Here is a 13,995-nt window from a genome sequence, read left to right as displayed (position 1 = left end):
TGCCGCATCCGTGAACACTGAGACATACGGATTCGGCCGACACATCGCTCGTGGAGGGCTGTTTCGGCCGAATCCGTATGTCTCACCGGGAACGTGCGCAGGCGGCGGGAAGCCAACCGCGGCTCGCCGGATTATCGGCGAGCAAGACTAACCAGTACAGTACGTGAACTTGATCGTCGAGCCCTGGGGTACGGGGCCTGGCGCTTGGTCCTGGTGGTTCACCGGTGCGCCGGTCTGCGTGGCGCATGAGGGATCGGGTTCGGGGTCGGGGATGAGGCCGAGCTTCGGATCTTGCAGGGTCGAGGTGGCCTGCTGCACGGACTCGCCCGTCAGGTCGGGCAGGGTCACCTGTCCGTTGGAAACGGTGAAGTTGATCGTATCGCCCTCGTGCGCCGTGGTGCCGGCCTTGGGATCGGTGGAGATGACGACGTTCGCGGCGACGGTGGCGGAGTCCACCTGTGTCATCTTGCCGAGCGCGAATCCCGCCGTGGTGAGCGCGCTCTTGGCTTCGTCGTAGGACTTGCCCGAGACATCCGGAACGTCGATGGCTTTGGCGCCGCTCGAGACGTAGACGGTGACGGTATCGCCCTTGCTCGCGATGACACCGGCCGCCGGGTTGGTTCCGATGACCTTGCCCTTGGGCACGCTGGTACTCGACTGCTGCGTGAAGTCGCCGGACAGCTTGACCTTGTCGAGCTGGTTGGTGGCCTCCTTCACGGTGAGCCCCGCCACGTGGGGAACCTTCGCGGCGTTGTCGGCGAGCTGTTCGGTGGGCTTCTGGTTGAAGGTCCACAGCAGCAGCGCTGCGATGATCACGGCGACGCTGAGCACGCCCGCCCAGATCCAGAGCACCGGCGGGCGGCTCTGAGTGCGCACGACCTGGTCGTCGTCGGCGAGCTGACGCAGCGCCGCCTCGGTGGGCGTGGGGCTCGTCACCGCGTCGCCGAAGAGTGCCGCGTCGAACGCGTCTCGCTTCTTCTGCACGGGGACCTTGCCGGATGCGGCGAGCTCGAGGTCGTCGCGGAACTCGGCCGCCGTCTGGTAGCGCTGGTACCGGTCTTTCGCGAGGGCGCGCAGCACGACCATGTCGAAGGCGGGAGACACCTGCGGGTTGACGCTCGACGGCTTGGCCGGCTGCTCGCTGACGTGCTGATAGGCGACCGCGACGGCGGTGTCGCCACGGAACGGCGGGCGTCCGGTGAGCATCTCGAAGAGCACGACGCCGGTGGAGTAGAGGTCGGTGCGGGCATCCACAGTCTCGCCCTTCGCCTGCTCCGGCGAGAAGTAGCTGGCGGTGCCGAGGATGGCCGTGGTCTGCGCGACGGTCGCCGACGAGTCGCTGATGGCTCGGGCGATGCCGAAGTCCATCACCTTCACCTGGCCGGCACGGGTGATCATGATGTTGCCCGGCTTGATGTCGCGGTGCACGACGCCGGCGCGGTGCGAATACTCCAGCGCGGTGAGGAGTCCGGAGGCGATGCGGGCGGCCTCAGGCGCATCGAGCGGACCGTTGCGCAGGATGTCGCGCAAGAGCACGCCGTCGACGTACTCCATGACGATGAAGGGGGCTTGCACCTCGTTGCCCCGGGCATCCCGCACCGTCTCCTCGCCCGCGTCGAAGACGCGCACGATGGTGGGATGCGCCATGCGCGCCGCCGCCTGCGCCTCCTGTCGGAAGCGGGTGCGGAACGCCGGGTCGGTGGCGAGGGAGGGCTTCAGCAGTTTGATGGCGACGGTGCGACCGAGCCGGATGTCGACACCCTTGTGCACGTCGGCCATGCCGCCGCGGCCGATGAGTTCGCCCACACGATATCGCCCCGCGAGCATGCGGGGTTCATCGGTGGCGGGGTACTCGACATCTGGCAACACTGCGATCAGTGTACTGGGGCGAAGTTGAGTGTTCGGTATGTCCCGCCGGAGCCGGTCGAAGACGACCTAATCGTTTCCGTTTCCGCTCCCGGTGCCGCCTCCGCTACCGGAGCCGTTGGCCGCTTTCGCGGTCACCGACAGCGGCGGAGACTGACCGGACTCGACCGACTGCCCGCAGAAGATGGTGTAGGTGACGCTGTGCGCACTCGTGTCGCCGAACGTGTACTGGGCCTGCGTGCCCGTGGTGGGCCCCTGGGGCTCGCCGTCGACGTAGAGCTGGCGTCCGGTGAGGCTCTGACCCGCCGGGCACTGCGCGGAGCCGAAGTTGAACGTGGCTGGCTGCCCGACGGTGGCCGATCCGCCCACGAGCGTCACCTTGTCGGTCGGGTCGGATGGCGGCGTGACCGTGTCGTAGATCGTCAGCGTGATCGTGCTGGAGAAGTCCACCGTGCCGGTCGGGTTGATGCCGTAGACCGTGCTCACCTTGTCTTGGCTCGGCGCGGCAGCGCCGACGTTCTTGGTGATGTGCGTGAACCCGAGCGTGTTCAGCGCGGCGACTGCCTGGTCATAGGTCTTGCCCATGTAGTCGTTCGCGTTGATCGTGGCCGACGTGACCTCGGTCTTCGTCGGTGTGGGTTTCGGCGTCTTGGTCTTCGTGTGCGTGATGGTGTTCGTCGGCGTCGTGGGCGCCGGATTGCTGTGGTTCTGCGTGAGGAGCGCGATGAGCGTGGCGATCAGGATGATGGCCAGCAGCGCGATGAGCGCGATGAGCGGCCACGTCCACGGGCTGCGCTTCTTCTTCTGCTTCTCGGCTTCTTCTTCTGGCTCTTCCGTCTCGGAAGCCGAGAGCACGGTCGTGGCCTCGGTCGCACCCGCGACCGCGCCTGCCGCGCCCGGAAGCAGAACCGTGTTGAAGCGCGAGGTGTCGGTGCCCTCTCCGAGCACAGCAGGAACCGCGGCTGCAGCGGCTTGGATGTCGCCGCGCCGCAGGGCGGTCGCGGCACGCGCCAGCTGAGCGGCCGATGCGGGTCGTTCGGCCGGGTTTTTGGCGATGCACGAGTACACCAGGTTGCGCACCGGCTCGCTCACGGTCACCGGAAGCGGCGGCGGCTGCTCGTTGATCTGCGCCATGGCGATGGCCACCTGCGATTCGCCCGTGAACGGGCGACGCCCAGCCAGGCACTCGTATGCGACGATGCCGAGCGAGTAGATGTCGGTCGTGGGGGAAGCGGGATGCCCCGACGCTTGTTCCGGAGACAGGTACTGCACGGTGCCCATCACCTGCCCGGTGGCGGTGAGCGGGACCTGGTCGGCGATGCGTGCGATGCCGAAGTCGGTGATCTTCACGCGACCGTCGGGCGTGATGAGCAGGTTGCCCGGCTTGATGTCGCGGTGCACGAGGCCGGCCGCATGCGCGGCGTGCAGCGCGGCCGCGGTCTGAGCGACGATGTCGAGCACCTTGTCGGTCGACAGGGTGTGCTCGCGCTCGAGGATGCTCGACAGCGCCTCACCGGGGACGAGTTCCATCACGAGGAATGCGCTGCCGTCTTCTTCGCCGTAGTCGAAGACGTTCGCGATGCCTTCATGGTTGACCAGAGCAGCATGCCGGGCCTCGGAGCGGAAGCGCTCGAGGAAAGTCGGATCACCGAGGTACTCGTCCTTGAGGATCTTGATGGCGACCTGGCGGCCGATGACGCGGTCGGTGGCCTGCCACACCTCGCCCATACCGCCGATGGCGATCCGCGACTGGAGTTCGTATCGTCCGCCGAACGTGAGCCCTGCCGTGGGTCTCATTTGCCAAGCACCGCCTCTAGTACCTTCTTCGCGATCGGAGCCGCGACGGAGTTTCCGTTCCCGCTCTGACCTAGCCCGCCACCGTCGTCGACCACGACCGCCACAGCGAACTGAGGATCGTTCGCAGGAGCGAATCCTGTGAACCACAACGTGTAAGGGTCGTCGCTGCCGTTCTGCGCGGTCCCGGTCTTACCGCCGACCTTGACCCCGTCTATTCTTGCATTGCTCGCGACGCCCTCTGAGACGTCCTTGACCATGGTGGCGGCGATGTCATCCGCCGTCTTCTCGCTGGTCGCGCGTCCGAACTGCGTCGCCTTGAACGACTCCCGCGCCTGGAGCTCGGGGGTCAGCACGGACTCCACGAGGTTCGGCTTCATCACGACACCTCCGTTGCTGATCGCCGCCGTGTTCATCGCCATCTGCAACGCCGTCGCCTTGTCGTCCTTCTGCCCGAAACCGCTCATCGCCAGGGACGCGAGGTCGTCGTACCCGGGGTACTCGCTCGCCGAGGTGCGCATCGGAACGGTCATGCTCTGGTTGAATCCGTACTTCTCGGCCTGGGCCTTGATGGTCGAGGAGCCGAGCTTCATCGCCAGCTCCGCGTACGGGATGTTGCAGGAGAGAATGAGGGCGGTCTGAAGCGAGACGGTGTTTCCGGTGCCGCAACTCGTGAACGAATCGTTGTAGATCTTCGTGCTCGTTCCCGGCAGCGTGAGGCTCGCGGGGTTCGGCATCTGCGAGTCCAGCGTGTAGTCGCCGCTCTCCAGGGCGGCGGACAGCACGACGGGCTTGAACGTCGACCCTGGGGGGTTCAGCTCGTTGATCGATTTGTTGACCAGCGGATTGCCGGCGGCGTTCAGCAACTGCTGGTACGTGGCATCCACTTGCTTGACGTTGTGCACCGCGAGCGTGTTCGGGTCGAAGTCGGGCTTGGACACCATGGCCAGGATGCGCCCGGTCTTCGGCTGCAGGAGAACGACGGCGCCCTTCTGGGTTCCGAGCGCTTCGTATGCCGCCTTCTGCGCGACCGGGTCGATGGTGAGCTCCACCGAGTTGCCCTGAGGATGCTTGCCCGTGACGAGGTTCTTGAGCTGATCGATGAAATCGTCGTTCGACGTTCCGCTCAGCTCACTGTTCATGGCGCCCTCGATGCCCGTCGGCGCTCCGCTGATCGGGAAGAAGCCGGTGACGGTGGAGTACAGCGGGCCCTGCGGATACTTGCGCTGGTAGTTGTAGGTGTCGTCGCTGGGCACCGACTCCGCGACCGCCTGACCGCCGACCAGGATGGAGCCGCGCTGCACCTGGTAACTGTCGTAGAGGGTTCGCGAATTGCGGGCATCCGCGTTCAGGCTGTCGGCGGCGCCGACCTGAAGGATGGACGTCGAGACGAACAGTGCGAGGAACATGCACAGCACGACGATGCCGACGCGACGGATCTCGCGGTTCACGCCTCGACCACCTTCCTCTGGTTGCGCACGGTGTCGGACAGCCTCAGGAGCAGCGCCGCGATGATCCAGTTCGCCACCAGGGAGGAACCGCCGGCGGCGAGGAATGGGGTGGTGAGGCCGGTGAGCGGGATGACGCGGGTGATTCCGCCGATGACGATGAAGACCTGCAGGGCCAGCGTGAAGGCGAGGCCGACGCTGAGGAGCTTGCCGAAGTCATCCTGGCTGGCGAAGCCGATGCGGAAGCCGCGCGAGACGAACAAGAGGTAGAGGCAGAGGATGGCGAAGAGGCCGATGAGGCCGAGCTCCTCGCCGAGACTGGCGATGATGTAGTCGCTCTCCGCGAGCGGTGTGACCGTCGGGTAACCCTGACCGAGACCCGTGCCCAGCAGTCCGCCGTGCGCGAGCCCGAAGATGCCCTGCACCAGCTGATAACTGCCGCCGCTGGCGTTGTAGACGTGGTCGCTGAACGGCTGGAGCCAGTTCTCGAACCGGCCGTGCACGTACGACAGCACGCGACTGGCGATGAGGGCGCCGCCGATGAAGAGCACGAGGCCGATCACGACCCACCCGATGCGCGCCGTGGCGACGTAGATCATCACGAGGAACAGACCGAAGTAGAGCAGGCCCGTTCCGAGATCGCGCTGGAACACGATCACGGCCATCGAGATGAACCAGAGCACGAGGATGGGGCCGAGGTCGCGCAGTCGGGGGAACCGCACGCCGAGGACCTTCGTTCCCACCATGGACAGGGAGTCGCGCGCCTGCACCAGATAGCCGGCGAAGAACACGGCGAGGGCGATCTTCGCGATCTCGCCGGGCTGGAAGCTGAACGGGCCGATGCCGATCCAGACACGTGCCCCGTTCACTTGGCGCCCGATCACGGGCAGCATCGGGAGGATCAGCAGGATAAGGGCGCCGAGGCCGAAAACGTAGGTGTAGCGCTGCAGCACACGGTGGTTGCGAATGATGATGATGACGGCGATCGCGCAGATGACCGCGATCGCGGTCCATGCGATCTGGCGCACGGCCGCGGATTCCCAGCCCGAGTCGCCGCGCGCGATGTCGATGCGGTAGATCTCTGCGATGCCGATGCCGTTGAGAACAGTGGCGATGGGGAGGATGAAGGGGTCGGCATCCTGCGCCACGTAACGCATCGCTACGTGCATCCCGACGACGAGCGCGGAGAGCCCGAGGCCGAGGTAGACCAGCGTGAAGTCGAGGTGGCCGATGGCACCGAGCTCGACGAGCATGATCGCGCCGGCGTTGATGGCGCACGCGAAGACGAGCAGGCCGAGTTCGAGGTTGCGCAGTTTCTTGGGCAGCCGGATGCGCCGCACCGGTGCCGTCTTCGGTCCTGTCGGTGCGGTGATGGACGACGTCGCGCTAGCCGGAACTGTCATCGGCCAGCTGCTTCACGATGCGCTTGGCGTCGTCGAGCGACGACGCGTTGATGGTGTCCTCGACCTGCTGGCGCTCGTAGGCGCTCAGTCCGTGCACGGAGACGTCGGTCTGTTTGTAGACGTGGGAGAGCGTGATCGGTCCCAGGTTCTGCTGCACGCCCTGGAAGATGGCGACGTTGCCCTGCGACTCACCCACGAAGTAACGGGACTGCGTCCACTCGTAACCGAGAACGGCGGCGAGCACGATGGCGATGAGCAGCAGGATGCCGCTGAGCAGCCAGGTGAGCTTGCGTCGCCGTGCGCGTCGCTGGTCTTCTTCGATCAGCTCGTCGAGGTAGTCGTCGGTCTGCGGCTCGAAGTGGGTCGGGCCGGTGGCCGGACGCGCCGGGTGAAGGCGGAGCGCGGGGAGCCGCAGTGCCCGCGTCGTGCTTGACGGCTCCCGTTCGAACTGCACGGGCATGGATGCGGAACCGACGGTCACCGGCTCGCGCGTGCCCTCCGCGTCGCGATCGATGTCGAGGATGACGACCGTCACGTTGTCGGGAGCGCCGGCGTCGAGGCTGGCGCGAACGAGCTTCTCGGCGGCCACCTGCGGAGAGGCGGTGGTCTCGAGCACGTTCGCGATGACATCCTGCTTGACGACACCGCTCAGACCGTCGGAGCAGATGAGCCAGCGGTCGCCCGGGAGCGTGTCGGTCGTCCACGTGTCGATCTCGGGTGACGAGTCGACATCGCCGAGCACGCGCATCAGAACGGAGCGGCGCGGATGCGTCAGCGCCTCCTCTTCGGTGATGCGGCCGGTATCGACCAGGCGCTGCACGAAGGTGTGGTCGGTCGTGACCTGCTTCAGCTCGCCTCCGCGCAGCAGGTAGATGCGCGAGTCACCGATGTGCGCCAGCGCGACCTTGCCGTCGACGCGGATGAGCGCGCTGACCGTGGTGCCCATGCCGGTGAGCTCCGGATGCTCGAACACCGTCTCGGCGAGCAGTCCGTTCGCCGCGAGCAGGGCGGACTGCAGTGCCATCTGCGCATCTTCGGCGGTCGGATAGGCGTGGTCGATCTCCTTGACCCGGTTCGTCGCGATCGCCGAAGCGACATCGCCCCCCGCGTGCCCGCCCATGCCGTCGGCAACCACGAATAGCGTCTCGCCTGCGTATCCCGAGTCCTGGTTGTTCGAGCGCACCTTTCCCACATGGGAGAGGGCTATGGCCCTGGTCGACGTCACCACGCGACTACCGCCGAAGCTCGAATGTCGTCGTGCCGATCTTGATCGGGGCTTCGAGCGGAACCTGGGTCGGAACGGTCACGCGCTTGCCGTCGAGGAAGGTGCCGTTGGTGGAGTCGAGGTCCTGGATCATCCACTCGTTGTTCCAGAGCATGAGGCGCGCGTGGTGGGTCGAGGTGTAGTCATCGCGGATGACGAGAGCGGAGTCGCCGGAACGCCCGATGGTGACGGGCTCGTTGCCGAGCTCGACCTCGGCGCCGCGGCGGGGACCCGAGGTGATGACCAGCTTGTGCGCAGTGAGAAGGGTGGCCATCGGCCGGTTCGGGAAGCTGCCGGTGGGACTCGTCGCCGCCGTGCCTCGCCCGGTCTTGGGGAGATCGATCTGTGTGCTGACCGGTCCCGTGATGGGCCGGGCGAGTCCGGCGAGCGGATGGTCCGGGGTCGCGATGGCGCCGGTGGTGACCACGCCCATGCCGGTCGTGACGGCAGGGGCGGCGGAGGCGGGACTCGCCGAGCCGGCGCGCGGGAACGGCGTGTCTGCGGCATCCGGATGCTGTTGCTTGCGCGCCCGCTGCCCGAACAGATCGCTGCGCAGCGCGTACACGATGGCGAACACGAACAGCCACAGCACCAGGAGGAAACCGATGCGCAGTACCAGCAGGGTGAGCGTGCTGACGGTCATCGGGCCCAGAATCCGTCCACGTTGTTCGCGCGGGTCGCGTCGGGCTCACGACGCGGTGAACGGCTCGAGCGCACAGAGGTCTGGGGGAGCACCCGGAAGACGATGCGCGTGCGGCCGATCGTGATCACCGAGTCGGGCTCGAGCACGGCCTTCTTCACGGGCTGTCCGTTGAGCTGGGAGCCGTTGGTGGAGCCGAGGTCGCGCACCTGGGCGTGCGAGCCGTCCCAGACGACCTCGATGTGCTTGCGCGAGGTACCGCTGTCGTCGACGGTGATGTCGGCCTCGTGGCCGCGGCCGATGACCGTGCGGGAGTGGGTGAGCGGGTATCGCTTGCCGCCGATGTCGAGCACCGGGACCCACGAGACGTCGCCCTTCACATTCTGCGACTCGACGTTCAGGATGCCCGTGCTCAGCGAGTCGTCGGGCTGCATCGTGATCGAGACACCGCCCGCGAACTGGAAGTGCTGCTTGCGCGCGTGCTGCTGCACGAAGTCGGTGAGCTCGTCGGTGAGCGCCGGCCCCATCGCCTTCATACGCTTGTAGTCGCCGGGTGCGAGGTGCAGCGTGAAGTCGTTCGGTGCGAGGATGCGGTCGCGTGTGACGACGGCGGCCTTCGTGTCGATCTCGCGGCGCAGGGCACTGGTCAATTCGACCGGCTGGAGGCCGGATCTGAAGGTCTTCGCGAAGGCGCCGTTGACGGCACGTTCGAGGCCCTTCTCGAAGTTGTCCAGAATGCCCACAGGTCTCCCGATCTGCCACCCTCGCTGCGACCCACCCATCGGCGGAACCTCTTACGACTATGTGCATGTTAGCCGGAGACGATGTGAAGGCACCGGGGCGCGGCGCGGGCGCGGCGTCGCGGATGCGCGCGATTCCATGTGCGACGGACGGCGCCCCGCGCATAATTCAGGACCGGGCCGGAAGGTCACCGGCTGGGGGCGGCGAGCCCCGCGACCTACTGCGGCCGTAGGGTGCGCCGGCATTCTTGCGGCCTGAGTTATGAACGCGTGGACGACCTTCCGGCAGAGCGGCGGAAGAAAGAAGGAGCGCTCGGGCCGACGCCGGAGAACGGCCGTGGAGTGCGCCCCGAGCGCTGAGCGGCCCAAATGGCATCGCGACTGTGCGCATGCTAATCTCGCTGGGTTGGCACGGTGACGTGCCGGCGGTGAGCGCGAGTGGCGGAATAGGCAGACGCGCACGGTTCAGGTCCGTGTGCCCGAGAGGGCGTGGGGGTTCAACTCCCCCCTCGCGCACCAATGAAGAGAGGACCGGTCCGAAAGGGCCGGTCCTCTCTTCATTGGTACGGGGTGGTGTCACCGCACCGGCGTCGCGTATCCACGGGCCGTATCCAGAGGAGGAGACGAATGACGCAGATCGGCGTACAGGCGATGATGCTGAAGAACGACTTCGCGAACAACGGGGTGTTCGCGACGCTGCAGGCGGTGCGCGAAATCGGTTATCGCGCGGTCGAGATCTCGCAGGTGCCCATGACGGCGGAGAACGTCGCAGAGCTCGGGCGAGCACGCGACGAACTGGGGATGAAGATCGGCGCTCTGTCGGCATCCCTCACCTCGGCTCCGGGTTCGCCGAACGAATCGCTGAGCGACGACTTCGACAAGATCGTGGCGGATGCCCGTGCGCTCGACTGCTCGATGCTCCGTATCGGGATGCTCCCGATGGATGCCATGCGCTCGCTCGACGCCGTGCTCGAGTTCTGCGATCGCAGCGACGAGATGGCGCTACGGCTCGCCGAGCGGGGCATCCGGCTCTACTACCACAACCATCACATCGAGTTCACGAAGTACGAGGGGAAGTTCCTGCTCGACATCATTGCGGAGCACGCCCCGCACATGGGCTTCGAGATCGACGTGCACTGGGTGCACCGCGGCGGCCTCGACCCCGTGAAGACACTGCGCAAGTACGCAGACCGGGTGGCGATGGTGCACCTGAAGGACTACCGCATCGGAAAGCTGTCGCAGGATGCCTTCGACAAGCTCGACGCAGGAGACTTCGCCGGCTTCATGGCCGCGTTCACCGGCGTCGTGCAGTTCGCCGAGGTGGGTGAGGGGAACCTCGACTTCGCCGAGATCGTGCCCGTCAGCCAGGAGATCGGCGCTGAGTACCTGCTCGTCGAGCAGGATGACCAATACGGTCGCACCCCGCTGGAGTGCCTGCGCACCTCGCACGACAACCTCGTGGCACTGGGATTCGGGGAGCTGTTCTAGGAGGCCTCGGACTCGGCGAGGTGATCTTCGCGACGCAGGGCTTGGCGAGTCTTTCCGGGGCGATCCGCGGCAGCTGCAACCGATTGCCACGCCGGCGGAAAGCGCATACCGTTGAGCCGTTGCCCTGGCGTCTCGAGGCCGCCCGATGTCGGCCGAGAACCGTGGCAACGCTCGAGACGTGACGAAGGAGACCGCGTGGCAACGCAGAACACCAGCTGGACACTCTCGGGGTTCGGTGACGAGATCGACCCCGACCCGCGCATCCAGATCGCCGTGCTGCAGGCGCTCGGCGCTCGCCATATCGAGGTGCGCAGCGCCTGGGGCGTGAACGTCGTCGACCTGAACGACGACCAACTGGCGGAGCTGGCCCGTCTCCTCAAGGGGAGCGGCATGGGCGTCTCGGCCGTGGCATCCCCGATCGGCAAAGTCGACGTCGCGCTTGAGCCCGAGCATGAGGTGAGCCGCCTGCGCAGGATCATCCGGGTGGCACAGGCCCTGGAGACCACGAACATCCGCATCTTCTCGTTCTTCCGGGGCGAAGGTGTTCCGGTCGAGAGCATCCGCGACGACGTGCTCGTGCGCATGCGTGCGCTGGCCACGGAGGCGGAGAAGGCCGGTGTGACGCTGCTGCACGAGAACGAGAAGGCCATCTACGGCGACGTGCCCTCGCGCGTGCTCGACGTCGTCGAGTCGGTCGGCTCGAGCGCCCTGCGACTGGCGTGGGACAACGCGAACTTCGTGCAGGTGGGCGTCAAGCCGTTCACCGACGGCTACGCGATGCTGCGCCCGTACCTCGACTATCTGCAGGTGAAGGATGCGGTCGCCGCGACCGGCACGGTCGTCCCGGTCGGCGAGGGAGACGGCGAGCTCCTGGAGACCGTGACGGCGCTGCGTGACGACGGCTACGAGGGCTTCGCGTCGCTCGAGCCGCACCTGGCGGAGGGCTTCGAGCTGGGCGGATTCTCGGGCCACGAGTCCTTCGGCGTGGCGGCCCGTGCGTTCGCCGACCTGCTGCGGCAGATCGGGGTGACCACCAAATGAGCGCCCCATTGCGCGTCGCCGTCGTGGGCTGCGGCGACGTGTCCAGCGTGCACTTCGACGCGATCGCGCACGATCCTCTCGCCGAGCTCGTCGCGGTGTGCGACACGGATGCCGGTCGTCGCGAAGCCGCATCGGCGCGATACTCCGTTCCCGGCTTCGCATCGATCAGCGAGCTGATCGACGCCGTGCACCCCGACGTCGTGCACATCTCGACTTCCCACGACCAGCACGCGGTGCTGGCCATCGCGGCGCTCGAAGCGGGCGTGAACGTCATTCTCGAGAAGCCGCTCGCGCACACCCGGGAAGCGGGGGATGCTCTCGTGGCCGCGGCGGAGGGATCCGGGGCGAAGATCGGCATCTGCTTCCAGAACCGTTACAACACACCGGTGCGGGCGGCGAAGGAACTGCTGGAGTCGGGCCGACTCGGGAAGGTGGTCGGGGCATCCGGCACCGTGATCTGGCATCGAACCCGCGAGTACTACGAGGATCGGCCGTGGCGCGGAACGTGGGCGAATGGCGGCGGTGGGCTGCTGATGAACCAGGCGATCCACACGCTCGACCTGCTGCAGTGGCTCCTCGGCGACGTGCAGAAGGTGACGGGCGGCGCGGCGACGCGCACGCTCGCCGGCGTGATCGAGGTGGAGGACACGGCCGACCTGGTGCTCGAGCACGCCGGCGGCGCGAGAAGCACGTTCTTCGCGACGCTGAGCAACGCGGTCAACGACCCGGTGACGATCGAGATCGCGGCCGAGCGCGGCACGCTGAGCCTGCGCGGAGACCTGGTGGCGACCTTCGCCGACGGCACCGTCGAGACCGTGACGGAAACGGTGACTGCCACGGGCGAGCGCGCCTACTGGGGCGCGTCGCACGCCCGGCTCATCCACGACTTCTACGAGTCGCTGTCGCGGCCCGAGCCGTTCTGGATCTCGCCACGAGAGGCGCGCAAGACGCTCGAGATCATCCAGAGCGTGTACGACCAGGCGTATCCGGGGCGTCACGTCGTGGCGTGACTTTCGCACCACCTGGAGACGAACGCACGCAGCCGATGCGGAGAAGGACGGAAGCGAACGACATGGCAGACAAGGTGAGACTCGGCATCATCGGCCTGGGCACTCAGGGCTCGACGTACGCGAAGATGATCGCGGACGGCATGGTCCCGAACATGGTGGTCGCGGCGATCGCCGACGTCGACCCCGCTGCTCGGCGGAAGGCCGCGGAGTTGTACCCCGACGCGCCGGTCTACGAGGATTACGTCGCGCTGCTCGAGGGCGGAGACGTGGATGCCGTGGTCACCACGGTGCCGCACTACCTGCATCCCGAGATGGGCATCGCGGCGCTGAGCCGGGGCATCCACGCCCTCGTAGAGAAGCCGGCCGGCGTCTACACGAAGCAGGTCAAGGAGCTCCTCTCGTTCGCGGCGGCCAAACCGGAGCTGACGTTCGCGATCATGTTCAACCAGCGGAACAATCCGTTGTACCGGCGGCTGAAGGAGATTCTGGACGCCGGCGAGATCGGCGCGATCCGGCGATCGAACTGGATCATCACCACCTGGTGGCGCCCGCAGGGCTACTACGAGCAGAGCGAGTGGCGTGCCACCTGGGGTGGCGAGGGCGGCGGTGTGCTCGTCAACCAGGCGCCGCACCAGCTGGATCTCTGGCAGTGGCTCTGTGGAGTGCCGAAGTCCGTGTACTCGAAGGTGGCATACGGGTTCCGCCGCGACATCGCCGTGGAAGACGAGGTGACCGCCGTGGTCGACTACGGAGGCGGTGCGACGGGTGTGCTCGTCACGGCGACGCATGACCTGGTCGGCACCGATCGGCTCGAGATCCTCGGGGATCGGGGGAAGATCGTCGTCGAGAACAGCAAGACCGCCACGGTGACTCGGCTGATCAAGCCGGAGCGCGAGCTGAGCGATGGCATGAGCATCGAGGATGTGCGGAGGCTTTTCCGGGGCCAGGCCAACACGGATGACATGTACGCGCAGGAGGTCATCGAGTTCGAGTCGGTGTGGGGGGAGCAGCACGCGGGCGTACTGCAGAACTTCGCGGCGAACATCCTCGACGGAACACCGCTGATCGCCCCGGGGGCCGACGGCATCAACGGGGTGCGGCTGGCGAACGCCATTCACCTCTCGAGCTGGACGGGACGTGAGGTCGGCCTCGACTTCGATGAGGACGAGTACCTGGCACTCCTGAACGAACGGATTCGCGCCGAGGGCGCGTTCGCCGAACGCTCGTAGTGTGGGGTGAGCGGATTGCAACTCGAGAGCGGGGCGTTCCAACTCGCACCCGGTGACGGGCACAGTGCGCTG

General features: G+C 66.7%; 11 protein-coding genes and 1 tRNA gene. 5 read left to right on the top strand and 7 right to left on the bottom strand.

Going from position 1 to position 13,995, the window contains the following annotated elements; translation table 11 throughout:
• Positions 1–147 precede the first annotated feature (147 nt).
• The 7 genes from pknB to H623_RS0116615 all read right to left on the bottom strand — a co-directional run bounded on the left by pknB (position 148) and on the right by H623_RS0116615 (position 9,158).
• Positions 148–1,869 (bottom strand): Stk1 family PASTA domain-containing Ser/Thr kinase, encoded by a 1,722-nt coding sequence (gene pknB, locus H623_RS0116645; RefSeq protein WP_022902062.1) that lies wholly within the window; start codon positions 1,867–1,869, stop codon positions 148–150.
• Positions 1,870–1,935: 66 nt separating this feature from the next.
• Positions 1,936–3,663 (bottom strand): serine/threonine-protein kinase, encoded by a 1,728-nt coding sequence (locus tag H623_RS20650; protein ID WP_022902061.1) that lies wholly within the window; start codon positions 3,661–3,663, stop codon positions 1,936–1,938.
• A complete protein-coding gene (locus H623_RS0116635; RefSeq protein WP_022902060.1) occupies positions 3,660–5,111 on the bottom strand; it encodes a peptidoglycan D,D-transpeptidase FtsI family protein in 1,452 nt (483 codons plus the stop codon). The genes H623_RS20650 and H623_RS0116635 overlap by 4 nt, the downstream gene beginning before the upstream one ends.
• Positions 5,108–6,511: an FtsW/RodA/SpoVE family cell cycle protein gene (locus H623_RS0116630; protein WP_022902059.1), complete on the bottom strand. Its 1,404-nt coding sequence runs from the start codon at positions 6,509–6,511 to the stop codon at positions 5,108–5,110. Before H623_RS0116630 ends, H623_RS0116635 begins: the two co-directional genes overlap by 4 nt.
• Positions 6,495–7,739, bottom strand: coding sequence for a PP2C family protein-serine/threonine phosphatase (locus H623_RS0116625; protein ID WP_022902058.1), 1,245 nt, complete (start codon positions 7,737–7,739; stop codon positions 6,495–6,497). The genes H623_RS0116630 and H623_RS0116625 overlap by 17 nt, the downstream gene beginning before the upstream one ends.
• Before the next feature lie 4 nt (positions 7,740–7,743).
• Positions 7,744–8,418 carry an FHA domain-containing protein FhaB/FipA gene (locus H623_RS0116620; RefSeq protein ID WP_022902057.1) on the bottom strand — a complete coding sequence of 225 codons (675 nt, stop codon included), beginning with the start codon at positions 8,416–8,418 and terminating at the stop codon, positions 7,744–7,746.
• Positions 8,415–9,158, bottom strand: a complete 744-nt coding sequence (locus H623_RS0116615; protein WP_022902056.1) for an FHA domain-containing protein — start codon at positions 9,156–9,158, stop codon at positions 8,415–8,417. The genes H623_RS0116620 and H623_RS0116615 overlap by 4 nt, the downstream gene beginning before the upstream one ends.
• A gap of 429 nt (positions 9,159–9,587) precedes the next feature.
• Here H623_RS0116615 and H623_RS0116610 point away from each other — a divergent pair.
• The 5 genes from H623_RS0116610 (at position 9,588) to H623_RS0116590 (ending at position 13,923) form a co-directional block, all read left to right on the top strand.
• Positions 9,588–9,674 (top strand) — tRNA-Leu (locus tag H623_RS0116610).
• A gap of 108 nt (positions 9,675–9,782) precedes the next feature.
• A complete protein-coding gene (locus H623_RS0116605; protein ID WP_022902055.1) occupies positions 9,783–10,643 on the top strand; it encodes a sugar phosphate isomerase/epimerase family protein in 861 nt (286 codons plus the stop codon).
• A gap of 195 nt (positions 10,644–10,838) precedes the next feature.
• Complete coding sequence (locus H623_RS0116600) at positions 10,839–11,684, top strand: sugar phosphate isomerase/epimerase family protein (RefSeq protein ID WP_022902054.1); 846 nt, start codon at positions 10,839–10,841, stop codon at positions 11,682–11,684.
• Positions 11,681–12,694, top strand: coding sequence for a Gfo/Idh/MocA family protein (locus H623_RS0116595; protein WP_026940487.1), 1,014 nt, complete (start codon positions 11,681–11,683; stop codon positions 12,692–12,694). The genes H623_RS0116600 and H623_RS0116595 overlap by 4 nt, the downstream gene beginning before the upstream one ends.
• 62 nt (positions 12,695–12,756) lie before the next feature.
• Positions 12,757–13,923: a Gfo/Idh/MocA family protein gene (locus H623_RS0116590; protein WP_022902052.1), complete on the top strand. Its 1,167-nt coding sequence runs from the start codon at positions 12,757–12,759 to the stop codon at positions 13,921–13,923.
• The last annotated feature ends 72 nt before the right edge of the window (positions 13,924–13,995 follow it).

It is taken from the genome of Humibacter albus DSM 18994, assembly GCF_000421825.1.
GTDB lineage: Bacteria > Actinomycetota > Actinomycetes > Actinomycetales > Microbacteriaceae > Humibacter > Humibacter albus.
This window is presented reverse-complemented; position numbering and strand designations above follow the sequence as displayed.